Genomic DNA, 24,023 nt, shown 5'->3' with positions numbered 1-24,023 from the left:
TCGTTTATTGCACCCTCCTATTAGGAGGGTGTTTTTTGAATGAAACGAGATAGTACGCTTAAATCAAAAAAAGAAACAACCCTGCAAAGGATCATTTCTTTTTCCACAACAAAATTATCACATAAACGTAAAAGGATCTGTGTTGGTCTCCGAAACTAGGACGTCGAGCTCCCAATTCTTCTCCTGCACGGCCTTCTCCAGTCTCTGAGCCACACCCTTTTTCATGATTTTCTCGGCATAATGTCCTGGGTCGACAACATTTAATCCAATTGCCATGGCATCATGGGCAGTATGGAAGTAAAGATCTCCTGTCACATACACATCTGCACCGGCAAATTTTGCAGCATGAATATATTTATTGCCGTCTCCGCCAAGCACAGCTACTTTTTCAATCTTGCTGTTTAAATCTCCGACCACTCTGACATTTTCAACACCCAATCCCTTTTTAACATGGGAGGCAAATTCGGATAAGGTCATGTCGCCCTTCAATTTCCCTATTCGTCCCAAGCCAAGTGAGTTCAATGTATTTTCAAGTTTGAAAACATCATAGGCTACCTCTTCATAAGGATGGGCTTTCACCATCGCATTCAATACTCGCCTCTCTAAACTTACAGGATAGACTGTTTCTACCCGTACTTCCTCTACTTTTTCAAGCTGGCCTTTCTTTCCGATAAAGGGGTCTGTCCCATCTAAAGGAAGAAAACGACCTTCGCCTTCCAAGCTAAAAGAACAGTGGCTATAATTCCCGATATGACCTGCCCCTGCCTCTCCAAGGGCTTCCCTTACCTCTTCCGCATGCGAAATAGGAACAAACACACTAAGTTTACGCAGTTCATCCGAATAAGTGGGTACAAGAACTTTCACGTCTTCCAACTCCAAAGCTTCAGCAAGCAGGTCATTCACCCCACCGGTTGCCACATCGAGATTCGTGTGTGCTACATATACACTGATGTCATGTTTGATGCACTTAGTGACAATCTTTCCTGCTGCAGAGTTGTCGGTTACATTTGGAAGAGCTCTAAAGATAGGTGGATGATGTGCAATAATCAAATCCACATCAAGAGCAATCGCTTCATCCACGACCTGTTCAAGCACATCTAATGTAACCATCACTTTGTGTACAGGCTTGTTCAACGTTCCAATCTGAAGGCCGATCTTGTCCCCTTCAACGGCGTACTTCTTAGGAGAGAACTGTTCAAACCATTCTATCACTTGTAGACCGTTAACTGTTTTCAACACCTAATACCTCCTCTACCAACTGGATTTTCTCACCAAGTTCTTTCATTTTCATCTCATTCGCTTCTGTTTTGGCAGCTACCTCCAGCTGTGCTACGATTTTCTTCCAATGGGCAAGCTCATGGGTCCACTTTTGCACAAAGACATCATTTTTTTCTTTAGCGAGGAACGGTCCTACAAGTAAGTACGCATCCTTTTTGAAAGTATATGGCTTTTCGCTATCGCCACGCTCTGCCACTAAAATTTCATATATTCTGCCGTCATCCAGTAATATCTGTTCTGCTATGAGTTGCCATCCATTTGCAAGGAGCCACTCCCTGACTTTTTTCGCACCTATATTCGGTTGGAGAATAAGCGTTTGAACTCCTTCGAGCTTCTCCTTCCCCTTCTCTAGGATGGATTGGATCAGGGATCCACCCATTCCCGCAATGGTAATACAACTAACTTCATTTGGAGAGATGACTTCAAGTCCATCCCCTTTTCTAACTTCAATGACGCGGTCCAGTTCTGTTTTGCGAACCTGTTGAACAGCAGATTGAAAGGGACCTTCCACCACTTCACCTGCTATCCCCTTCTCAATCATCCCTTGCAAATAGGCATAACATGGCAAATACGCGTGATCGGAGCCGATATCAGCCAATACGCTGCCTTTTGGTATAAAAGAAGCCACAGCTTCCAAACGTTTAGAGAGCTTTAATTCATTCATGTCAATATCCTCTTTGTTATGTATTTTAATTGCTTAACACTAAGTATAAAAAAAAATCCTTCACAAATGCAAAGGATCTTTTATATGTGTAACATTTTGCTAATAAAACAAATCTTACTCTTCGCCTTCTTCTTGGCCTTCTTCACTTTCAGCACCATTGGCAAGCCACTCAGCAAGCACTTCAGCTTCTTGAGGTGAAGCTAGGTTAGCTGGCATTGACCCCTGCCCATTGATGATAACGTCTTTAATCTCATCTTGAGAAAGTCTATCGCCCACATCAGTTAATGCCGGTGCAGCTCCTGCCCCTTCCAAGTTGCCGCCGTGACAGCCGATACAAGAGTTTTGTTGGTAAAGTTCTTCCGCAGTTAATTCTACTGTTTCATCTTCGCCAGATGCGATTTTTTCTGCTTGATCAAGTCCAACGAAAGATAGTAAGAACATTAGTCCGAGACCTAATACCGCAATAAATGCAAAAGGAATAAGTGGATTACGATTCATGCTATTCAAACCTCCTTATGTACATGTACGTGAGTCTAATCTTATACAAGCACTCTCTATTTTACTTTATATTTTACTATAGGAAAAGACTAAAATGCCAACTTCTCTCTTAAATTCACAGTTTAGACAAAAACCTTCATCATGAAGGATGAAGGTTTTTATATTTCTTGACTATATTGTACCTCAAAATGTGACAAGTGATGTGTTTTTAGTAATTTTTTTGTGAATAATGAAGCTCTATACCAACACCGCTGTTGATTTCCGCAAAAGGCTTCGCTTTCCGCGGGGCGACCTTGAGCCTCCTCGGCTTCGCCTGTGGGGTCTCAAGATTGTCGCTTCTCCCCCACTGGAGTCTACGCCTTTTGCTCCAATCAACAGCTAGGAAAAATCACTGGCCAATCCCAATTATCAAATCCCTAATGATCTAGCAATGACCATTCTTTGTACTTCGGAGGTACCTTCGCCGATTTCTAATAGTTTTCCATCGCGCATGAAGCGTTCGACGTGATACTCTTTCATATACCCATATCCGCCGTGAAGTTGGACAGCTTGATCGGCAATTTCCATGCAGACCTCTGAAGCGTATAGTTTACACATGGATGCTTCTTTTGAAAAAGGTCTCCCTTGATCTTTTAGCCATGCAGCTTTATAGACCATGTTTCTTGCCAATTCCAGTTTCATTGCCATATCGGCAAGTTTGAATTGGTTGATTTGGAAGCTTGATAGAGATCGACCAAATTGTTTTCTTTCGGTTGAGTAAGCGAGCGCTCGCTCAAAAGCAGCCTGAGCAATACCAACAGCCATGGCGCCAATTCCGATACGCCCTCCATCAAGTGTGATAAGAAACTGCCTAAAGCCTTCCCCACGCTTTCCTAAAAGGTTCTCTTGAGGCACCCTTACGTCCTCTAGTACCAATTCCGTCGTATTGGAAGCATTCAGACCCATTTTTTCATAGTTATCAATCACTTGGAATCCTTTGGCATCCGTCGGAACGATTACAGCCGAGATTTCCTTTTCGTTTCCTTTTTTATCGGTGATAGCAGTCAAGGCCAAATGCTTTGCATAGGAAGCATTGGTAATGAAGCATTTGTTACCGTTTATGATAAAGTCATTCCCATCTTCCACAGCTGTAGTCTGGGTGCCCCCTGCATCAGATCCTGCATTGGGTTCGGTCAATCCGAACGCACCAAGTGATTCTCCCGTACAAATAGGTACTAGATAATTACGCTTTTGCTCCTCTGTACCGAATAAATTTAAAGGTGCCCCTCCAAGTGAAACGTGTGCGGAATAGGTGATTCCAGTAGATCCACAAGCACGGCTCAATTCTTCCACCACAATCGCAAAGCTTACCGTATCTGCACCTGCTCCTTCATATTCCTCTGGAAATGGTAACCCCATCATTCCCAGCTGTGATAACTGTTGAAAAACCTCAATAGGAAATTTCTTATCCCGATCTCGTTGTAGTGCTCCAGGAGCTACCACTTCATCGGAAAATTCTCTAATTGTTTTCTTAATCATCGTTTGTTCTGACGTTAAATCAAAGTTCAAAATCTTTCCCCCCCTGTTGTTTGAAAAACATTAGCCGTTAATTGTTCTACCATCCTACAAAATGTTGAATGCGCTTTCATTTGTATTATAATAGATATGAGGGAATTTTCACAACTTTTTAAAATAAATAAATTATAAGTAAATTACATTGAAATAATATTCACAACAAGCAATACCACGGTTATGATGGCTGCAATGTTCAAATAGTACCACTTTTTAAAGAAACCAAGAATGAACCAAATCAGTGCCTGAAAAGTAATGCTGATAAAGGTTGCGGGCAGCTGGAAGGCATTCAGTTCCAGAAGTTTGATGGATAAGATTAGAAAAAGCAGCGCACTTACAATGACTGGGATATGTATCAGAATTTGTTCTTTTCGAAAAGTAAAATTCCCGATGAAAGAAAGCAGAATAAAAAAAGTTATCAGGACCATTTGCAAATGAACTGGCATTTCAGTAAAATAAATGACAAGAAATGTTATCGGGATAAGTGAAAGTATCAGGCATGTAAAAACGGTAGATAAGATCTTCTTCCTTTTTCTATCCTTACGTTTAACGACTTCTCCCTCTGTATATAACGCCAATAAATAATCACAATATTGTTCTGGAAGCATGCGACTTTTCTTCCAGTATTCAATTTCTTGAACGATTGTTTGTTTCCTTTGTACATTCACGGATTAACACTCCAGTAATAAGTCCGGTTTTAGATAACTGAATATTATAAAAGTAAAGAATTGCAAAAAAAGAGAAATAGCTTACTCTTTTAAGAAAAGCAAACTATTTCCGTATGTGATTTTATTCTAGAAAATCCTTTAGACGTTTACTGCGACTTGGGTGTCTCAGTTTACGCAGGGCTTTGGCTTCAATTTGTCGGATACGCTCCCTTGTGACCCCGAAGACCTTACCAACTTCTTCAAGAGTTCGTGTACGGCCGTCATCCAGTCCAAAGCGTAGACGCAAGACATTCTCTTCACGGTCTGTAAGTGTATCAAGAACATCTTCCAATTGTTCCTTTAAAAGTTCGTAGGCAGCGTGATCGGAAGGAGACGTTGCATCCTGGTCTTCAATGAAGTCTCCAAGGTGAGAGTCATCCTCTTCCCCAATCGGAGTTTCAAGTGAAACAGGCTCCTGCGCTATTTTAAGGATTTCACGGACTTTATCAGGGGTCAGATCCATGTCTTCTGCAATTTCTTCCGGACTCGGTTCGCGACCAAGGTCCTGAAGCAACTGACGTTGCACCCGGATAAGTTTGTTGATGGTTTCCACCATATGAACAGGGATACGAATGGTTCTTGCTTGGTCAGCGATAGCACGCGTGATAGCCTGACGAATCCACCATGTTGCATATGTAGAAAATTTGAACCCTTTACGATAATCAAACTTTTCTACCGCTTTGATCAGCCCCATATTTCCTTCCTGGATAAGGTCAAGGAACAACATTCCACGTCCCACATAGCGTTTGGCGATACTTACAACCAGGCGTAGGTTTGCTTCAGCAAGTCGACGTTTCGCTTCTTCGTCACCTTCTTCAATTCGGTTAGCAAGGCTGATTTCTTCCTCTGCTGATAGAAGGTCGACACGGCCGATTTCTTTCAAGTACATTCTTACCGGGTCATTGATTTTCACACCTGGTGGTACTGTAAGGTCATTGAGGTCAAATTCCTCTTCTTTTGCTAGCTGTTGAGTGTTTGGATCATCATCGGATTCTGCTTCACCAATGATTTCCACACCTTGTTCGCCAAGGTACTCGTAGTATTCATCCATCTGATCGGACTCTATCTCAAATCCAGCCATTTTTTCGGCTATCTCTTCATAGGTAAGGACACCACGTTTTTTACCCACTTCTGTTAGTTGCTCTTTTACTTGTTCGATGGTCAATTCTGTTTCCATCTCTTTTGATTGCGCTGATTTTTCAGCCATCAACTGTCCCCTCCTTCCAACATTGAACGCGATAAAGAGGTATATTTATTGTTTTAACTCTTTTTTCATTTGTATAATTTCCATCGCGATTTGTGCAGCACCCAGAAAGTCACTTTGTGCTTCTGCCTGTTTCTTTTCTTGCTCTTTTTCTTTTATTGTTAACAATTTTGGATAATTAAACACCTGTTTCATATAATCATGTAACACCGCATCACTTAATTCTTCCTCAAGCGTAAGCATACCGAGTTCGGAAATGATCTTCTTGAGCTCCTGTTCGGGGATGCGCTCCATGAAAATGCTGATGTTCGGTTCATAGCCTTCTTCGTAAAAGGCATATAAATAAGTGGCTATAGCCCGATGCTCCTCTATTATGAAGGAGCCTTCAATCGCTGCTTGCACTTTTTCCGAAACATTCCTATCCTTCAGCATATGTGCAAGCAAATAGCGTTCTGCATTTAAATAAGCCGGCTTTAACGCTTGGGAGAAGATTTTTGGCTTATTAGGTATATTTATTCTATTCTGCTCGTTATAATCCTTTTTTTGAACTAAAGATTTGTACACTTGGAACTGCTGCTGCTTTAAAGCATCTAACGAAATGGAAAATTCATCAGATAACTGACGAAGGTAATGATCCCGCTCCACCGCTTTAGTCAGCATGCTGATCTCCTTCAGAACATCTTCCACATACCGCATCCGTTCGCCTTCATCGTTCATGTTTCTTCCTCTGCGTAAATACCTGAGCTTGAATGCCATGAACGTTAAACTTGCCCCTATTACATCCTTTTGGAATGCGTCTGATCCTTTAGCACGGATATAGTCATCAGGGTCCATTTTATCTGGCATCATGGCAATCCTTACATAGCAACCTTGCTGTATCAGTATATTGGCTGCCCTGTAAGCAGCTTCGATACCAGCATTATCTCCATCGTAGCAGATGACGACACTTTCCACATGTCTGCGTATGATACGGGCCTGTTCCTCTGTCAACGAGGTCCCCATTGTAGCAATTGCATTGGGAAATCCCGCTCCATCAGCAGCTATGACGTCCGCAAAGCCTTCAAAGAGGATGACTTGTTCTTGCTTTCTGATATGAGGGCGTGCCTGATGGAAATTGTAGAGAATCTTACTTTTATTGAAAAGGGGAGTCTCAGGTGAGTTCAAATATTTCGGTTCTCCCTCTCCAAGTACCCTTCCCGAAAAAGCAATAACATTTCCTTTATGATCATGGATAGGAAACATAATCCTATTCCTGAAGCGGTCAAAGTACTCTGCCGTATGTTCCTTCTCGATCAACAGTCCCGCTTTCTCGAGAAGCTGTTGGTTATAGCCTCTTTTGGTCAGGAATTTCAAAGCAAAATCCCAACTGTTAAGAGCATAGCCTACTCCGAATTTCTTCAAGGTTTCATCGGTAAAGCCCCTGCCAGTCACATAATCATAGGCTTCTTGACCCTCTTTTGTATTTAAAAGCAAATGATGGTAAAATTTATGCAAAAGCAAGTGAGCATCCATCATCCATTTTGTTTCCTTGGGCTGTCCGGATTGTTCACGTTGTGATGCTTCCGGTACTTCCACCTCTACATTGGATGACTTGGCGAGCTTCTGTGCTGCCTCAACAAAACTTACCCCATCTATCTCCATGATAAAATTAAAAGCATTCCCACCGGCTCCACAGCCGAAACAGTGGTAGATTTGTTTGTCTGGCGAAACAGAAAAAGATGGAGTACTTTCCCCATGGAATGGACATAGTCCGAAATAGTTGCGACCTTGCTTTTTCAGTTGCACGTATTCACTAATTACATCAACAATGTCGGTAGACTGTCTAATCTGATCAATTGTTTGTTCAGGAATTCGATAATTCATAACAACACTCCGTGATTAACTATTTCTATCTCTACTCGAGAATTCCTGCAATTTTCGACAAAGTTTTTTTCAGGGAGTGGACAAATCTTTCTCGGTCATTCGCCGAAAAAGCTTTGGGTCCCTTGGAATAGTTCCCTTTACGGCGTTCTTTCGCGGATAAAAATCTCATATGAAGGCTCAGTTCCATCTCACTCTCTTCATATAGTTTTCCACGAGGAGTGAGAACGTAAACGTTTCGAGACACCAACATACTTGCTAGACCAATATCTTGCGTGACTACTACATCATTCTTCTTCGCATGATTTAAAATATATAAATCTGCAGATTCCTTTTCATCATCCACATAGATCCAGGTACCTTCTGTTTTGTTGGTCATGACATGGGAATAAGAAGCAACATAGCAGACATCTATTTCATATGTATGACTGATCCTACTTATTTCTTCTTTTACAGGACAAGCATCCGCGTCCACCAAAATAATAGGTTTTCGATTATTTTGCATGTTAAATGGTTTCTACATCCCTTCCCAAAAACCTTCTTTTTTCGCTATGTTTTTTTCAGTTGTCGAACGAAACTATAAAATTGCCCTTGACTTATAACTAGTTTTAGTTTATTCGATAATCCTTCACTCTAAACCTTATCAAGTAATTTTTATCACAATTTTTTATTATAGTATAAAGTTTATGAATTGACTACTGTTTCGCACTGATAAATCAATGGATATTTAGTCCATGAAAAAGAGCACTTATAAAAGCGCTCCGTTATTTCAATCGTTTGTTATATATGTTGGCTATTAGGTTGGCGGTCTCTTCTACGGCTTTGTTGGTAACGTCGATAACCTCACAACCTATTTTATTTACAACAGATTCGAAAAATGACAATTCTTCTTTAATTCTTTCTAGGTTGGCGTAGGCTGCTTTATCATTAAGTCCCAACGCTTTCAATCTTTCTTTACGGATATCATTCAATTTCTCCGGGCTGATTTTTAGGCCAAAGCATTTTTCCGGATTCACTTTAAACAATTCCTCCGGCGGATCCACTTCTGGCACAATCGGAACGTTTGCCACTTTAAGGCGCTTATGGGCAAGGTATTGGGATAGCGGTGTTTTGGACGTTCTTGATACCCCTACAAGTACGATATCTGCTTTGATGATCCCCCTTGGATCTCTTCCATCATCATACTTTACAGCAAATTCGACTGCTTCTATTTTTTTGAAATAATCATCATCCAACTGACGTACAAGGCCAGGTTGGTATTTCGGTTTAACCCCATATTCCTCTTCCATCAAGTCAACCAAAGGCCCAATGATATCATAAACAGGAACTCCTTCTTTTTTGGCCAGTGATACGAGGTGCTTTCTCATTTCTGGTACAACAAGCGTGAATGCAATCAACGCCTGATTGAGTTTAGCGATGGAAATCACTTCCGTCAAGGTAGCGATATCCTCTACATAGGGAATTCTTTTCAAGTGAAAGCTTGCGCCATTAAATTGGCTTATTGCCGCTTTGACTGCCAACTCTGCTGTTTCCCCAACAGAATCCGATACAATATATACGGTACGCTTTTCCATGATTCTCCTCCAATCTAGATAATGTCATCGTGTGCAAGTGCCACCAGCACTTTCGTGATGTTAGTTTTGGTGATTCTACCGATTACTTCGTAGCCTTTATCCGTTTTCTTGACGACCGGAAGAGCATCTATTTGTTTTTCTATCAGTTTTTGTGCTACATCAATTATTAGATCTTCTTTAAAGCAATACGTGACATTAGGCATTCTCGTCATGATAATATTAACCGGGATAGAAGTAAGTTCCTGCTTCCCGATGCTAGCTCGCAACAGATCCTTACGGGAAAGCACTCCCACAATGATAGAGAAGTTGTCCACGACAAAAAGTGTCCCTACGTCCTCTAAAAACATCGTACAGATTGCATCATAGACGGAGACACTTTCATGCACAACGACTGGTATGGACTGGTGGTCGTTGACCTGTATTTTGTTTATTTTATCAGACAAAAGCTGTGAGCCCGTTTTGCCAGTATAAAAATAACCGACCCGAGGCCTTGCATCAAGATAGCCCGCCATAGTCAATATCGCAAGGTCCGGACGTAGAGTTGCCCTTGTCAGGTTAAGTTGATCCGCTATTGCTTCACCTGTAATCGGTCCCTGATCTTTTACAATTTGTAAAATGGTTTCTTGCCGTTTATTCAGTTCGATTGTCGTTCACCACCTATTCGGTTATGGGGAGATGAAGGTGCACTCCGCTTTTCTATTTGTGACATACTGTATATGTAATTGATATATACTAATTATACTGATAAACAGAAGAATTGGAAAGAGGCTGACTAAATATTGTGAGGTAATGCCTTTAGTCAGCCTCTTTTGCATGTTTAACTATTTTACCATAGGGATATGGCTTTGTCTTTTCTAATTACTTGACGATGATCCCATTCACATTTCCGAAAATGGAAATGACTTTAGAAAGGTTATCCATTAATGCTAAGCGGTTTGTTTTGATTGCTTCATCATCTGTCATGACCATGATGTTATCAAAAAATGCATCAATGGCAGGCTTCAAGGAAGCAAGTTCATCATAAGCAGATACAAAGTCTTGGGCTTCCGCCGCCTTTAGGACACGTGCTTTTTGGTCATTGTATTGTTTATAAAGCTCTTGCTCTTCCGCTTGCTTAAGCAGTTCTTCCTGTACTTCAACAGAAGCTGTTGCTTTTTTAGCAATGTTACAAACACGACTCAATGATTCCATTATTTCTTTAAAGTTCGTTTCCTCTTTCTTCGCTTCCAACGTTTCTGCTTTTTTCACTGTGGAGCAGATATTCTCCAATGGAAGCTCGAGAATTGCGTCTACGATATCGTACCGAACACCACGCTCAGATAGGTTATTTTTAAGGCGCAATTTGAAGAATGCCAATAGTTCATCAAGAATCGCTGTTGTATCCTTCTTCGCTATCCCTTTCTCCACATAACGTTGGACAACTGATAGAACGAACTTCTCTACCGATATGGTCCACTGCTTGTTAAGGATGGTCTGTAAGATACCTGCAGCCTGGCGTCTTAACGCATAAGGATCTTGAGAACCAGTAGGGATAACGCCGATTGCAAAGAAGCCGACAATGGTATCCATCTTTTCTGCGATGCTTAGGATTGCTCCAACATCAGAAGCTGGTGTCTGATCTTCAGCAGATCGTGGCATGTAATGCTCATTGATTGCCTTTGCCACTATTGGACTTTCTCCTTTGGCCAATGCATATTTTTCTCCCATGATTCCTTGGAGTTCCGGGAATTCATAGACCATATGGGACACTAGGTCAAATTTATAGATGGAAGCCGCACGCTGGACATGGTTCTTTGATTCATTTTCCATATTTAAGAGTTCTGCCAAATCGGAGGCAATGGTTTGTACACGCCTAACTTTTTCACCGGTTGTTCCAATTTCCTCATGGAAAACGATTTTATCCAATTTTTTAACAGCGTCTTCTATAACCAACTTTTCATCTTCTTTGGAGAAGAATGCTGCGTCCGACAATCTTGCACGCAATACTTTTTCATTCCCTCTTGCCACGATATCTAGGTTCTCATGATTTCCGTTACGAACCGTCACGAAATAAGGAAGCAAGGTTCCCTCCGTGCTTTTTACAGGGAAATAGCGTTGATGCTCTTTCATGGATGTGATCAATACTTCTTCAGGCAAAGTCAGATACTCCGATTCAAACGTACCAAATAAAGCAGTAGGATATTCTACTAGATTATTTACTTCTTCAAGAAGATCTTGATCCACCGGTATGTCCCAGCCATTTTCTTCTCCAATGATAGAAAGCTGTTTCCTGATAGCTCCTTTTCTTTCGGATGCATCGACTATTACATAGTTGGAAAGCATCTCTTCCACATAACTTCCTGCATCCTTCAGTTCAACCTGGCCTCCAAGGAAACGATGCCCAGAAGAAACACGGTCTGACTTCACTTTTGCAATCTCAACTGGGATGATATCCTCCCCAAACAAGGCAATCAACCATTTAATTGGACGCACATACCTTAAGTCCTCATCGGCCCAGCGCATATTTTTAGGAAAGTGCAGGCTTGTTGCAACAGAAGCAATAGAGCTAAGAATCTCTTTCGTTTCTTTTCCTTTCACATGCTTTTGAACATGTACATATTCAACGCCGTTAATCTCTTTGAAATATATATCTTCCACTGTCAGTCCTTGCCCTCTTGTAAAGCCTTGGGCTGCTTTTGACCATTCTCCGTCTGAGCTCAGAGCGACCTTTTTGGCAGGACCCTTCGCTTCTAACGTAACATCTTCTTGTTTTTCGACTAGCCCTTCCACTACCACCGCAAGTCTCCTTGGAGTAGAATACGCATGAATGTTTTCATAGCCAAGTTGATTCGCGTCCAGCCAGGTTTTCACTTTTTCCTGAAGTTGATTCATGGAATCTGTCACAAATCGTGCCGGCATCTCTTCTAATCCAATTTCAAATAAAAAGTCTCTTTTATTCATGGTCGCTCTCCTCCTTTTTCAAAATTGGGAAACCGAGTTTCTCTCTTTCCTCATAGAAGGTCCTTGCCACTTTCCGAGCCAGGTTTCTGACACGCCCGATATAGCCCGTTCTTTCTGTAACAGAAATGGCACCTCGTGCATCTAGTTGGTTAAAGGTGTGAGAGCACTTAAGCACATAATCATATGCAGGATGCACAAGGCCATGGTCCATCTGACGGTGTGCTTCTTTCTCATAAATGTCAAATAAGGAGAAGAGCATGTCAGGGTCGGAGGTTTCAAAAGTATATTTAGAATGTTCATATTCTGGTTGCAGGAAAATATCGCGAACCGTGAACCCTTCTGTCCATTCCAGGTCAAATACATTTTCTTTGTCCTGAATATAGGAAGCAAGGCGCTCAATTCCGTAAGTGATTTCTACAGATACCGGTTTACATTCGATTCCGCCAACCTGTTGGAAGTAGGTGAATTGGGTGATTTCCATTCCATCTAACCATACCTCCCAGCCAAGTCCCGCCGCTCCAAGGGTCGGGGCTTCCCAGTTGTCTTCTACAAAACGGATATCATGCTTGAGCGGATCGATTCCAAGTTTTTTCAACGATTCAAGATAAAGCTCCTGAATGTTATCAGGTGAAGGCTTCATGATGACTTGGAACTGATGATGTTGGTATAGACGGTTCGGGTTTTCTCCATAACGGCCGTCGACAGGTCTTCTGGATGGTTCCACGTATGCTACATTCCATGGCTCGGGGCCGATGCTTCTTAGGAATGTATAGGGGCTCATGGTTCCGGCACCCTTTTCTACGTCGTAGGCTTGCATGAGGATACAGCCTTGTTCTGACCAGTGGTTTTGCAGGGTCAGGATCATGTTTTGTATGTTCATTGTGACACCTTCCTTTTGTTTTATTTTGTTACCGGTGAAAACTCCAGTTAATTTCCGTTCCAGGTGTTCGCTTTCCGCGGGGAGGTGCTTGAGCCTCCTCACTTCGTTGCGGGGTCTCAACCTACCTCTTCCTCCCGCAGGAGTCTCACACCTTGCACTCCAATTAACTGGGGGAATCCACCTTCAAGTCGTAAAATAACTTATCATAACTCCATTTGTTGGCTTGAGTACAAAAAGGAAGAACCTCTTGTCTCTATGCCAACTGTTTTGTCAGCATAGGGACGAGAGGTCCTCCCGCGGTTCCACCCTATTTGTAAAAAGGGAAAGCCTTTTTACCACTTTATCCGTATCGCTCCAGAACGCCTTCCTTACCGCTTGATTCCCTAGCTCACACCGTCCTAGGTTCGCTTTAATCGAGTTTGATAAGTACTACTTTCCTTCAACGCAATCTTTATGAATGTAATTGGATAATATATGATTTCTTTTGCAAAGTCAATCAGGTTTTTCTTTTTTTTCAGGCAGACTTGCTTTCAAGGAGCCTATTTGTTTCAGAAAGCGCTTTGATTTTAACATTATACCTGAATAGGCTTCGTAATATTCATCTATGATGAATCGCAGTTCTTTTCTTGTCTCTTCTTTTAAAGAAAGATTGCCGATACGATTCAGGTCATAATAATAAAACGTTCGTAAAAGCCTCAAAGCTGCAGGGGATACTTTGATAAGATATGGATCCTTATGGAAGCATCTGTTACAAAGAAAACCACCCTCTTTTATGGAAAAGGCAAATGTCCCTTCCGTTGCTCCGCAAGAGGCACACCGATTCAATTCCGGTGTGATACCGATCACATCGCACATCTTCATTTCAAAGATGAATGTCAATATCTCGGCATCAAAACCTTCATCGATATAATGCAGAACTTGATAAAGCAGGTCATAAAGAGCTGGATTTCTTTTTCCTTCATCGGTTGTTTTGTCCATCAATTCCACAATAAACGAAGCGTAGGCGGTAAGAAAAATATCTTCTCTTATAGATCTCATGGAATCCATGATTTCGCCTTGCTGGAGACTGCCAAGGCCCGTCCCCCTTTGAAAGACAAAGGTCCCATGGGAAAATAGCTGGGAAACAGCGGTAAAACGGCTGCTCGGTTTGTTCGCCCCTCTGGCCATCACGCCAACTTTTCCGAGCTCTTTGGAATAGATGGTTACAATTTTATTATTTTCTCCATAGGCATTCGTTCGAATGACAATACCTTCGCATTTATGTAGCAAATCGTACACCGTCCATTTTTTTCAGGCTTTGAATTTATTGTAAAGTTTCCAAAATAAAAAGGCAATCCACAACATCCAAGTGTGCAAATTGCCTTCATTATTTGATCATCTGTCATTATGAAATTGGTAAGTCACGATTCGCTAGCTCTTCTGTCTGTTCGGGTAAATCGCCATTTTCTTTCTCAAGCTCTTTAAAAAGTAGATAGGTATCAATATTACCTGTTTCCTTAAACACCTTCCAGGTAAAATCCAACATTGTAAACCCCACCCTTTCTGTAGTAAAGACCAGCATGCTTGTTCCAATTCCTATATGACTATGATGACCTTAGAAGGGTCAAAACATGTTAGATAAATATTGTAAATTTCCTGTTATGATTTGACTGCGTTCCGCTCGTCTTCCCGATTAATATTCATCCTCATTAAAACCAAAATCCCTAAGCTGCGACTGCTTGTTGCGCCAATCCTTCTGAACTTTCACCCAAAGTTCCAGGAATACCTTGGAGCCGAGCAATGCTTCGATGTCCACTCGCGCTTTTTGTCCGACTTCCTTCAGGACTTTCCCTTGCTTTCCAATTACTATACCTTTTTGGGAATCTCGCTCTACGACAATGGTCGCTTGAATATCCACCATGTCCTTATTTTCCCGTTTTTTCATCGAGTCAATTGCCACTGCAATGGAATGTGGTACTTCTTCCCTTGTCAGATTCAACACTTTCTCCCTGATCAGTTCTGCAACAATAAAACGTTCGGGATGGTCTGTCACTTGATCTGCTGGGTAATACTGAGGTCCTTCTGGAAGGAACTTCTTTATTTGGTCCAACAGTACCTCTACGTTGTTGCCTTGTAATGCTGAAATGGGTACGATTTCTTTGAATGGATACAAAGCTTTATATGTTTCCATTAACGGGAGGAGGTCATCCGGATGGACTTCATCGATTTTGTTTATTACCAGATATACTGGAGTGGAAGTTTCCTTGAGCTTCTCCATAATAAATTCATCGCCTTTTCCCAATCCCTCTTTGGCATTAATCATGAATAGGACAAGGTCAACCTCTTTTAACGTGTTTTGCGCCACCTTCATCATAAAGTCCCCAAGCTTATGCTTAGGTTTATGGATGCCTGGTGTGTCAATGAAAACTATTTGCGCGTCATCTTGTGTATATACACCCTGTATTTTATTTCGAGTTGTCTGCGGCTTGTCGCTCATTATCGCAATTTTTTGGCCGATAACCCTGTTCAAAAATGTAGATTTTCCTACATTCGGCCTGCCAATGATGGAGACAAACCCTGATTTATAGTTTGTAGTTGTATGGTTATGCATCTAAATCCTCCGGTGAGAATGCTCCTGGCAACAATTCAGCCACTGTTAATTCCTGTGTATCACCGTGCAGATTTGTCAGGATCACTTTCATTTCAGGTGCACATAGCTCCGAGATAACTTGACGGCAAGCACCACAAGGTGGAACAGGTCGTTTTGTATCGGCTACAACAGCGATGGCATCAAATTCTTTTATGCCTTCTGAATACGCCTTGAAAAGCGCTGTTCTTTCTGCGCAGTTACACATACTATATGCAGCGTTTTCAATATTGCATCCGCGATAGACCTTGCCGTCTTTTCCTAATAATGCTGCGCCTACTTTGAATTGGGAGTAGGGTACATAAGCCATTTCTCTTGCTGCTTTTGCTTCTTGGATTAGAGCTTCGATGTTCACAGTTGTTTCTTCCTTTCTTCTGTAAGCTTCAGTTGCGCGTTACTTATATTTTACCTCAATTGGCATCGTAAATCACCCTTAAATTAAATAAAAATATGAAAAATTTTAAATTTTCAATTTATTTAAAGGTAGCCCATTATATAAGGGCCAAATAAGATTACACCAATTATAACAGAGATACAAGCAAAAACTAAGGCTGCAGAAGCAGCCACATCTTTCGCTGTTTTTGCAAGGGGATGGAATTCTTCTGTCACAAGATCCACCACATTTTCGATGGCTGTATTGATGATTTCGATGACAAACATCCCGCCGATAACTAGGAAAAGAATCATCCATTCCACTTTGGTAATATCAAAATATAAGGATAATCCAATCATCATTAAGGCTATGACTAGATGGAATTTTATGTTTCTTTCTGTTCGAAGTACAAAAAGCAATCCTTCAAAAGCAAAGAAAAAACTTCGAGTGAAGGACCCCCGGTATCCCTTATTGTTACGATCGCGTGAGTCCATATGCATCCAAAATTTCCTTTTGTTTATCAAACATCACTTTTTCATCCGCTTCATTTTCATGATCATATCCTAATAGATGCAATAGTCCATGAAGGGCTAGAAACCCAAGTTCCCGCTTAACGGAATGTCCGTATTCTTTTGCTTGTTCTTCCGCTTTTTGAATGGAAATGATGATATCTCCAAGCATTCTTGGTGCTTCATCATCATAATGAATTTCCATTTCCCCCTCACCCATTTCTTCCATCGCGAAAGAAATGACATCTGTAGGTCGATCCTTGTCTCGATATTCACGGTTGATTTCCTGGATTTTCTCATTATCCACAAAGGTTACCGATAGTTCACCTGTTTGGATGGACTCTATATCAGCAGCAAAGATCAACAAGTCCTTGATATCTTCCCATTGCTCCTCCGTCAGCCTTGACGTTTCGTCCATCATATCGATTTCCATCATGATTCTTCCTCTCCTTTCGGATACTCGATTCTTGAATGAAAGATTCCTTGTAACGTTTCACAGAAGGAACGGCCGATTTCCTCGAGCTCTTTGAATGTCAAAGCGCAGTCACTATATTGGCCATCCTGAAGCCGATCTTTAATGATAGCTTTTACAATACTCTCAATTTTATCGGGGGTTGGATTATTCAAGGATCTCACCGCCGCTTCGATGCTATCTGCTGTTCCCACGATTGCCGCCTCCTTCGAGGAAGCTTTCGGGCCAGGATAACGGTACTCGTCTTCCGGCGTATCTTCATTCTGTTCTTTTGCCTTAAAATAAAAGTACTTTAATAGTGTTGTCCCATGATGTTGGGCTGCAATGTCCACAATTTCTTTTGGCATATTATGTTCACGGAGGATCTGTGCCCCATCTGTCGCGTGGGCGACTATGATATTCCTGCTAGTTTGAGGAGGGAGCTTATCATGTGGGTTGGATCTTCCCATCTGATTTTCAATGAAATAATGCGGCCTTTTTGTTTTGCCTATATCATGGTAATAGGAAGCTACCCGTGCAAGCAATCCATTTGCACCCACGGCTTCACATGCCGATTCTGAAAGATTCGCCACCATGACACTGTGATGGTACGTACCTGGTGTTTCCATCAGGATTTTTCTTAATAGAGGATGGTTTGGGTTGGAAAGCTCCAACAATTTCATCGTGGAAAGCATTCCGAATCCAACCTCGAAGAATGGTAATATTCCGATTGTGAGAACTGCGGAAACCACCCCTGAACCAATGGCCATGGTTCCATTGACTCCAAGCTCCAACAATTCCGTCATTCCAGACAAATCCCTGTTTGTAAGTAGGACCATGGCAATGACGGTTACTACGTTTATGAAAGACACAAACAAACCTGTCTGTAAGATGGTGAGTCTCCTATTATGCTGATTCAAAAATAGAACAGATGCCACAGCAGAAATGATAAGATAGGACCCAACCGTATAGTTCATCGCACCTGGAACCATATTAAAAATAAAGCTGCCACATATTCCGAAAATGATACTCGAAAGTATGGCGATGCGATCATTTATCAGCATTTTAATCAGCATTGCTCCCATCGCAACTGGGGCAATATAACCGATTTCGGTCGTATTCAATGTTTGAAAGAAACTGAAGATCTTTAACAAGATCAGCGTAATGGAAAATATCAATAAGTACATCGTTAAGTACGTATTTTTACTATGAATGGTCGTATCGATGTTCTTAAACAGATAAACTAGTGCACAAATCATTAATCCAATGATGATCAATAAGCCTACAAAAGGGGTGATACTGTTGGATTGATCAACAAATCCAGCAACTGTAAGGAGTCGATAAATATCGCGGTCAATGAATTGACCGGCCTTCACTAATGTATCCCCTTGCGAAATTCTCACAGGCTCAACGGAGTCGATTGCCTGTTGCCGCTTTTCTTGCGTTTGGGCAGAATCATAGATGACATTCGGCACGACAGAAAGGCTGGAAAGGTTAATGATGACACTTGGGACATTACCTGATAGGGATAGTTCTGTTCTGGCAATATTTCTCGCTTCCGTTAGGTTCTCAGGTGTACGTATATCCCTTGACATGGCATTATTAATTGCTGTCACAGAGGCATTCTTGTACCTGATTAAATCGGTTTCTTTGGAAGCCAGTAAAAATAGTAGATCTTCATTATCGAGTTCATCGTTCCATTGTTCCGGCACTTGACCGGCAAGGGATTCATTCAATAGTTTCAATTTTTCGGTATCCGTCAGTTGTACAGCTTCTTGCTCTTCAGGGGTGGCAGAATCCTCCCCCTCTTCTTCAGATGGAGGTGTTGCTTCCGGCGGTTTTTCGAGTTCTGCCACCTGTTTCTTCGTATCAATTAATACGTCGAAAAAGTTTTCTACCCTAGCAACTTGCTGGTAAGCTTGATCCTTGTCTCGATTATACTGGTCCGGAACTTTATCTTCCGCTTCTTTCCTCAGGTTCTCTGTCGCTTCCCTGTCTTCGAAGCTATGAGGTGCCACAATCGTCTTCTCGGCATTGGAAAACAGCTGTACATTTATCTTCTCTGGTTTTACATTACTGAACATGATCCCGAACATGATAAGTCCCAATAGGACGTAAATGATTACATGATAAAACTTAAAGGTCTTTAAGTGTTGAAAAGAAATTTTCCGTTGTTTCGATTTCTTTTTCACTTTTTTTATCCCCTTCCATAAACGACGTGCCAGAAATAATTTATCCACTTCAAGTGAAAAGTGAAAGAGCCCCAGTTAAGGGGCTTTATTTTGATTCCAACTTATCATATGCTTCGATAATTCGAGCCACTAATGGATGACGGACTACATCGGATTGTTCCAATTCAATAAATTGAATGCCTGACGTATTCTTTAATATATCACGTACAACCGCAAGTCCTGATTTCATCCCTTTAGGAAGATCGACTTGAGAAATATCTCCCGTTATCACCATTTTTGATCCGAATCCAAGTCTTGTCAGGAACATTTTCATTTGGGCTGCAGTAGTATTCTGCGCTTCATCCAAGATGACAAAAGCATCGTCTAATGTCCTGCCCCTCATATATGCCAAAGGTGCAATTTCGATGGTCCCTCTTTCAATCAATCTTTGGGTGTGCTCCGACCCAAACACATCATGCAATGCATCATACAGCGGGCGGAGATACGGATCCACTTTCTCTTTTAAGTCTCCTGGGAGAAATCCAAGACTTTCTCCTGCTTCCACCGCCGGGCGGGTTAGGATGATACGCTTCACTTGTCCATTTTTCAATGCGGTGACTGCCATCACGACAGCCAGATAGGTTTTCCCTGTTCCCGCTGGACCGATGCCGAAAACTAGATCTTTTTTACGGATGGCTGAAACGTACTGTCTTTGTCCCAATGTTTTCACGCGAATGGATTTACCTTTTACATTCTTGGTCAATTCTTCATCATAAAGCTCCAGGAAGGAGTCGATCTTGTCCTCTTTGGCGAGCTGTATAGCATAAATCACATCTCGCTCACTGATGGAAACACCCTTACGGATAACCTGTAGTAAATGTTGAATGACGATGTCCACTATCTCCACCTGCTGCACATCTCCTGAAACATTCACTGTTTCCCCGCGTGTCACAATGGACACATTCAACTCTTCTTCCATTCTCTTCAGATGTACATCCTGGTTTCCAAATAGGGCTATTGCTTCGTTTGGATTATTTAATTGTTGATTCATCATCACTAGTTCTTCTGACATTCATTAGTCTCCTTGAATAATTGGTTCGATTTTGACAATATTTTCAATGACTTGGTAATGTATATCTACACTTACTTTACCATTCTCCTTAGAGGTGCGCAAAACTTTTTCACCTTTTATTGACGCATCTCCATCCAAATTGGAGAGAACTTGATTCCTCCCCATATCCAGGGCCTGTTCAATCACTTCTTCATCATCATAAATTCTCTCGACAATTTCTTGTTCATAAACGGTTTTTCCTACATAGGAGATTGGCAGCTTCCATTTCCAGAAATAAAAAGGGCGTTCCGCTTCATATTCCTCTTGTCTTTCAAAGTCCGGGTTAAAAAATCCCCATACCGGCATTTTCAAGCTGCCCACCTTAAGAGAGTGCCTGCTATAAGCCTCCCCTGTTAAAACCGGCAGTGTCGTCTTGATAGGGATATCCACCTGCGTTAAATACCAAGTTTCCCCTAACACCTCTCCAACTGCCGCAATCGACTTTTTATTATCTTCTTTCCCTATAAGTCCAGATACCAAAACTTGCCCTTTATCTACGTAATCATTTACCTGAACAAGTGGTTGTCCTTTTTCCACATATATTTTAGCAATCATCGCTTTTTTCTTGGCGACCAGGCTTCTTGGGGTCAAGGGTTCAATCTTTTTCGGTTCATTTTTTTCTACCACTTCAAAATGGTAGGATGTTCCGTTCAACACAACACCTATCCATGTAATTTCACTTATTGTGTCCGTTAAACTGCGCTGAATACTCTCAACATCCATAAGGAAAAATTGGAACTTCCCCTTTTTCACGCCAAGCTTGTCCAACTCCTGCATGATCTTGTGCTCAGTTGCAGGCTCGGCCCCCTTGATTTCAATACTCCAAACCATATTAGATAATAAGAAAACGGTGAGGAAGCAAAGGATGACGCCGACAATCAATCCGCTATTCTTAAGGGAATACTGCGTCAGGAAAGGAAGTCCTTTTCTCGTAAGGAAACGGAAGGTACAATCCTGCCTTTTAATGAGGGTTCTGAGCTTCTTTACATCCTTTAAAAGTACATGGCAGGTATATGCCTCCTGCCCCAGTTTTTTGACATTCCATATTTGTATGCCATTCCGAGTACAATCATTAAGGAACCTTTCTATACCTTTGCCGTGGACAATTATCTTAACGCTACCTGTAAAAAAGTTCATCCATTGATTTTTCATGTGAATCCCCCTATTTTATTCTTCCAGATACATTACTTGACTGATCTTCCCTTCAAGTAGGATCTCTTCAGGTAAGATGGTTCTGATCACAAACGAATCCCCTTTTACGAGAAGCTGTCCCTGTTTCAGCAGCAAGCGAATTTCCGTATCGCTAAACGTAATCAATCCTCGGTGATTTTCAATATATATATGTATTTGTCCTATCATTGTTATGCGCGGCAGATCCATCATGACATCTGCGGGTAATTCCATATTGTTGGTGATCCAATTGTTCATACGGGAACGAAACTTTTTCAGCATGGAAAAACCCCCTTTCCTTTCATATGTATGAAGGGAGGAGAGGGTTTAACACAGAATTTTTCGGTCTGTTTAGGCGATTGACTCTGTTTGGTTTTCGTTTCAGGCACTTCGCTTTCGTGCAGTCGGTACGGGAACCTCCTCGGCTTCGCCGATGCCACTGAAAAAGTACATAATCCTGATCATCTGAATAACACCGCTGTTGATTTCCGCAAACGGCTTCGCTTTCCTCGGGGCGACCTTGAGCCTCCTCGGGCTACGCCCTGCGGGGTCTCAAGATTGTCGCTATCCCCCGCAGGAGTCTTCGCCTATTGCTACAATCAACAGCTAGAAATTCAAATAGATAAGTTATAGGGTTTTTCAGTGGCCTCGCTTCGCCTATGGGGTCACTTATGTCCCTTCCTGCCGCGGGAGTCTGCTCGCGCCTTCCAATCAGATTATATGTTTTTAATGCACATAAAAACCCCTGTAGAAATTAGTTACCTACAGGGGTTTAGCGCCATTATTTTCTTTTTGAAAAGTGTTCTGCGTAAACAGGGCGATGAGGATTTCTGGAACGAGGTTGGCCTAATATTTCAGACCACATCACACCTTCCACCACATGGTTCGGTTTAATACGATGACGGGAATTCACGACTTTTCCCTCTGAAAGCTTAAGTTCATCCCTTAAGATAGGACTGTCCTTAGAGATTTCCTGACCTTTAATGGACAGCTCTTTCACCTCTTGGGACATCCTCTCTCTTATAGGTGTAACCTGTTCTTTCTTCTTTTCTACCTTCTCGAGGTAAGGGTTCACTTTTTCCCGAACTTTTTGTTCCAGCTCTTCAAGTTTACCTTCTCCAAAAACATCTATATCCCAATCAAAACTTGGTTTTTCTTCACGCTTCGGGGTTGGGGCGCTCTCGCGTCTGTAATCCTCATAGTCTTCCTGTCTTTTTTGGGCAGCTTGCGTTGCAGCCTGTTGGCGTTGTTGACGCTGCTGTTGCTGTCGTCTTTGCTGTTGTTGCTGCTCTTCTTGCTTTTTGCCTCTAAATAGGCTCGAAATGATACCTAGCAGTACAATCAATAGCCAGGGCGCCTGCTGAAGTAAATCAAAAATGAATTCCAATTGCACATCGTCCTCCCTTCCTTAAAGGAGTAGCAGGAAAAGCGATTCAGCTTTTCCCGCCTCATTATCTAGCTTACTTCTCGCCGTCTTCAGGCTGATCAGAAAGTTTTCCAATCGAGTCTCTCATATCCGTATCAGCTGTAATGTTCTTGATATTCATGTAATCCATTACACCGATGTTCCCAGAACGTAAAGCTTCTGCCATCGCTAGCGGTACTTCCGCTTCGGCTTCCACAACTTTCGCACGCATTTCTTCTACGCGGGCGCGCATTTCTTGTTCTTGGGCGACGGCCATTGCACGACGTTCCTCGGCTTTTGCCTGTGCAATTTTCTTATCTGCTTCGGCTTGGTCAGTTTGTAGTTCCGCACCAATATTTTTCCCGATATCAATGTCGGCAATATCGATGGATAAGATTTCGAATGCAGTACCTGCATCCAAACCTTTGGATAGAACTGTTTGAGAAATCATGTCAGGGTTTTCCAGTACTTTCTTATGATCTGTAGCAGAACCGATTGTACTTACAATACCTTCACCTACACGTGCGATAACTGTTTCTTCACCAGCACCACCGACAAGACGCTCGATGTTTGCACGAACGGTGATACGCGCCTTTGCTTTCACTTCAATACCATCCATTGCAACACCGGCGATGAATGGTGTTTCGATTACTTTCGGGTTAACGGACATCTGTACCGCTTCTAAAACGTCACGACCTGCAAGATCAATGGCAGCCGCACGTTCGAATGTCAATTCGATATTTGCACGTTGAGCCGCGATAAGTGCGTTTACAACACGGTCAACATTACCACCAGCTAGATAGTGACTCTCTAATTGATTCGTTGAAACCGCCAATCCAGCTTTATGAGCCTTAATTAGTGGATTAATTACACGACTTGGAATAACACGTCTTAATCTCATCCCTACAAGCGTGAAGATGCTGACTCTTACACCTGCTGCTAATGCGGAGATCCATAGCATTACCGGTACAAATGTCAGTAATACGGATAAAAAGATAATTCCTAGTACAACAGCTAACAAAATTACTAAAGTAGTTGGATCCATATTCTA

24 protein-coding genes are annotated in these 24,023 nt (G+C 41.9%); all 24 read right to left on the bottom strand.

Annotation, left to right across the window (positions count from 1 at the left end):
* Positions 1-117: 117 nt before the first annotated feature.
* The 24 genes from EKQ44_RS11990 to floA all read right to left on the bottom strand — a co-directional run bounded on the left by EKQ44_RS11990 (position 118) and on the right by floA (position 24,017).
* Positions 118-1,239 carry a Nif3-like dinuclear metal center hexameric protein gene (locus tag EKQ44_RS11990; protein ID WP_237663780.1) on the bottom strand — a complete coding sequence of 374 codons (1,122 nt, stop codon included), beginning with the start codon at positions 1,237-1,239 and terminating at the stop codon, positions 118-120.
* Positions 1,223-1,942, bottom strand: a complete 720-nt coding sequence (locus EKQ44_RS11985) for a tRNA (adenine(22)-N(1))-methyltransferase (RefSeq protein WP_237663779.1) — start codon at positions 1,940-1,942, stop codon at positions 1,223-1,225. Before EKQ44_RS11985 ends, EKQ44_RS11990 begins: the two co-directional genes overlap by 17 nt.
* Positions 1,943-2,056: 114 nt before the next feature.
* Positions 2,057-2,440, bottom strand: coding sequence for a cytochrome c550 (gene cccA, locus EKQ44_RS11980; protein WP_237663778.1), 384 nt, complete (start codon positions 2,438-2,440; stop codon positions 2,057-2,059).
* 408 nt (positions 2,441-2,848) lie between these two features.
* Entirely contained in the window at positions 2,849-3,988 is a 1,140-nt protein-coding gene (locus EKQ44_RS11975) for an acyl-CoA dehydrogenase family protein (protein ID WP_237663777.1), read from the bottom strand.
* Between the two features lie 143 nt (positions 3,989-4,131).
* Positions 4,132-4,659, bottom strand: a complete 528-nt coding sequence (locus EKQ44_RS11970) for a hypothetical protein (protein ID WP_237663776.1) — start codon at positions 4,657-4,659, stop codon at positions 4,132-4,134.
* A gap of 121 nt (positions 4,660-4,780) precedes the next feature.
* Positions 4,781-5,905, bottom strand: a complete 1,125-nt coding sequence (rpoD, locus tag EKQ44_RS11965) for an RNA polymerase sigma factor RpoD (RefSeq protein ID WP_064099988.1) — start codon at positions 5,903-5,905, stop codon at positions 4,781-4,783.
* A gap of 45 nt (positions 5,906-5,950) precedes the next feature.
* Complete coding sequence (dnaG, locus tag EKQ44_RS11960; protein ID WP_237663775.1) at positions 5,951-7,765, bottom strand: DNA primase; 1,815 nt, start codon at positions 7,763-7,765, stop codon at positions 5,951-5,953.
* Positions 7,766-7,796: 31 nt separating this feature from the next.
* Positions 7,797-8,267 (bottom strand): YaiI/YqxD family protein, encoded by a 471-nt coding sequence (locus tag EKQ44_RS11955; RefSeq protein WP_237663774.1) that lies wholly within the window; start codon positions 8,265-8,267, stop codon positions 7,797-7,799.
* Positions 8,268-8,526: 259 nt separating this feature from the next.
* Complete coding sequence (locus tag EKQ44_RS11950; protein WP_237663773.1) at positions 8,527-9,336, bottom strand: pyruvate, water dikinase regulatory protein; 810 nt, start codon at positions 9,334-9,336, stop codon at positions 8,527-8,529.
* A 14-nt stretch (positions 9,337-9,350) separates the two neighbouring features.
* Positions 9,351-9,980: a helix-turn-helix transcriptional regulator gene (locus EKQ44_RS11945; RefSeq protein ID WP_237663847.1), complete on the bottom strand. Its 630-nt coding sequence runs from the start codon at positions 9,978-9,980 to the stop codon at positions 9,351-9,353.
* Positions 9,981-10,194: 214 nt separating this feature from the next.
* Positions 10,195-12,276, bottom strand: a complete 2,082-nt coding sequence (gene glyS, locus EKQ44_RS11940) for a glycine--tRNA ligase subunit beta (protein ID WP_237663772.1) — start codon at positions 12,274-12,276, stop codon at positions 10,195-10,197.
* The gene (glyQ, locus tag EKQ44_RS11935; RefSeq protein WP_237663771.1) at positions 12,269-13,156 is read right to left on the bottom strand and encodes a glycine--tRNA ligase subunit alpha; all 888 of its coding nucleotides are present in this window, start codon (positions 13,154-13,156) and stop codon (positions 12,269-12,271) included. The genes glyS and glyQ overlap by 8 nt, the downstream gene beginning before the upstream one ends.
* Positions 13,157-13,648: 492 nt before the next feature.
* Positions 13,649-14,425, bottom strand: coding sequence for a DNA repair protein RecO (recO, locus tag EKQ44_RS11930; protein ID WP_237663770.1), 777 nt, complete (start codon positions 14,423-14,425; stop codon positions 13,649-13,651).
* A 115-nt stretch (positions 14,426-14,540) separates the two neighbouring features.
* The gene (locus EKQ44_RS11925; protein WP_082380828.1) at positions 14,541-14,681 is read right to left on the bottom strand and encodes a YqzL family protein; all 141 of its coding nucleotides are present in this window, start codon (positions 14,679-14,681) and stop codon (positions 14,541-14,543) included.
* A 147-nt stretch (positions 14,682-14,828) separates the two neighbouring features.
* Positions 14,829-15,746, bottom strand: a complete 918-nt coding sequence (gene era, locus EKQ44_RS11920) for a GTPase Era (RefSeq protein ID WP_237663769.1) — start codon at positions 15,744-15,746, stop codon at positions 14,829-14,831.
* A complete protein-coding gene (locus EKQ44_RS11915) occupies positions 15,739-16,137 on the bottom strand; it encodes a cytidine deaminase (protein WP_237663768.1) in 399 nt (132 codons plus the stop codon). The genes era and EKQ44_RS11915 overlap by 8 nt, the downstream gene beginning before the upstream one ends.
* Before the next feature lie 122 nt (positions 16,138-16,259).
* Positions 16,260-16,655 (bottom strand): diacylglycerol kinase family protein, encoded by a 396-nt coding sequence (locus EKQ44_RS11910; protein WP_237663767.1) that lies wholly within the window; start codon positions 16,653-16,655, stop codon positions 16,260-16,262.
* Complete coding sequence (ybeY, locus tag EKQ44_RS11905; protein WP_237663846.1) at positions 16,630-17,103, bottom strand: rRNA maturation RNase YbeY; 474 nt, start codon at positions 17,101-17,103, stop codon at positions 16,630-16,632. The genes EKQ44_RS11910 and ybeY overlap by 26 nt, the downstream gene beginning before the upstream one ends.
* Positions 17,097-19,307 (bottom strand): HD family phosphohydrolase, encoded by a 2,211-nt coding sequence (locus EKQ44_RS11900; protein ID WP_237663766.1) that lies wholly within the window; start codon positions 19,305-19,307, stop codon positions 17,097-17,099. Before EKQ44_RS11900 ends, ybeY begins: the two co-directional genes overlap by 7 nt.
* 85 nt (positions 19,308-19,392) lie before the next feature.
* The gene (locus EKQ44_RS11895; protein WP_237663765.1) at positions 19,393-20,358 is read right to left on the bottom strand and encodes a PhoH family protein; all 966 of its coding nucleotides are present in this window, start codon (positions 20,356-20,358) and stop codon (positions 19,393-19,395) included.
* Between the two features lie 3 nt (positions 20,359-20,361).
* Entirely contained in the window at positions 20,362-21,549 is a 1,188-nt protein-coding gene (gene yqfD, locus EKQ44_RS11890) for a sporulation protein YqfD (RefSeq protein WP_237663764.1), read from the bottom strand.
* 15 nt (positions 21,550-21,564) lie between these two features.
* Complete coding sequence (gene yqfC, locus EKQ44_RS11885) at positions 21,565-21,849, bottom strand: sporulation protein YqfC (protein ID WP_063560198.1); 285 nt, start codon at positions 21,847-21,849, stop codon at positions 21,565-21,567.
* Positions 21,850-22,348: 499 nt separating this feature from the next.
* A complete protein-coding gene (locus EKQ44_RS11880; protein ID WP_237663763.1) occupies positions 22,349-22,960 on the bottom strand; it encodes a hypothetical protein in 612 nt (203 codons plus the stop codon).
* 67 nt (positions 22,961-23,027) lie between these two features.
* Positions 23,028-24,017 (bottom strand): flotillin-like protein FloA, encoded by a 990-nt coding sequence (gene floA, locus EKQ44_RS11875; protein ID WP_237663762.1) that lies wholly within the window; start codon positions 24,015-24,017, stop codon positions 23,028-23,030.
* Between the last annotated feature and the right edge of the window lie 6 nt (positions 24,018-24,023).

It is taken from the genome of Sutcliffiella horikoshii (genome assembly GCF_021991925.1).
GTDB lineage: Bacteria > Bacillota > Bacilli > Bacillales > Bacillaceae_I > Sutcliffiella_A > Sutcliffiella_A horikoshii_F.
Note: the sequence above shows the minus strand (reverse complement) of the source record. Positions and strands in the feature narration are given on the sequence as shown.

What these genes read in the sequence shown, in the direction of transcription:
- EKQ44_RS11985 (WP_237663779.1), bottom strand. Translation starts at nt 1,942, where the DNA reads ATGAATGAATTAAAGCTCTCTAAACGTTTGGAAGCTGTGGCTTCTTTT.
- cccA (WP_237663778.1), bottom strand. Translation starts at nt 2,440, where the DNA reads ATGAATCGTAATCCACTTATTCCTTTTGCATTTATTGCGGTATTAGGT.
- rpoD (WP_064099988.1), bottom strand. Translation starts at nt 5,905, where the DNA reads ATGGCTGAAAAATCAGCGCAATCAAAAGAGATGGAAACAGAATTGACC.
- dnaG (WP_237663775.1), bottom strand. Translation starts at nt 7,765, where the DNA reads ATGAATTATCGAATTCCTGAACAAACAATTGATCAGATTAGACAGTCT.
- EKQ44_RS11955 (WP_237663774.1), bottom strand. Translation starts at nt 8,267, where the DNA reads ATGCAAAATAATCGAAAACCTATTATTTTGGTGGACGCGGATGCTTGT.
- EKQ44_RS11950 (WP_237663773.1), bottom strand. Translation starts at nt 9,336, where the DNA reads ATGGAAAAGCGTACCGTATATATTGTATCGGATTCTGTTGGGGAAACA.
- glyS (WP_237663772.1), bottom strand. Translation starts at nt 12,276, where the DNA reads ATGAATAAAAGAGACTTTTTATTTGAAATTGGATTAGAAGAGATGCCG.
- glyQ (WP_237663771.1), bottom strand. Translation starts at nt 13,156, where the DNA reads ATGAACATACAAAACATGATCCTGACCCTGCAAAACCACTGGTCAGAA.
- EKQ44_RS11925 (WP_082380828.1), bottom strand. Translation starts at nt 14,681, where the DNA reads ATGTTGGATTTTACCTGGAAGGTGTTTAAGGAAACAGGTAATATTGAT.
- era (WP_237663769.1), bottom strand. Translation starts at nt 15,746, where the DNA reads ATGCATAACCATACAACTACAAACTATAAATCAGGGTTTGTCTCCATC.
- EKQ44_RS11910 (WP_237663767.1), bottom strand. Translation starts at nt 16,655, where the DNA reads ATGCATATGGACTCACGCGATCGTAACAATAAGGGATACCGGGGGTCC.
- EKQ44_RS11895 (WP_237663765.1), bottom strand. Translation starts at nt 20,358, where the DNA reads ATGTCAGAAGAACTAGTGATGATGAATCAACAATTAAATAATCCAAAC.
- yqfD (WP_237663764.1), bottom strand. Translation starts at nt 21,549, where the DNA reads ATGAAAAATCAATGGATGAACTTTTTTACAGGTAGCGTTAAGATAATT.
- yqfC (WP_063560198.1), bottom strand. Translation starts at nt 21,849, where the DNA reads ATGCTGAAAAAGTTTCGTTCCCGTATGAACAATTGGATCACCAACAAT.
- floA (WP_237663762.1), bottom strand. Translation starts at nt 24,017, where the DNA reads ATGGATCCAACTACTTTAGTAATTTTGTTAGCTGTTGTACTAGGAATT.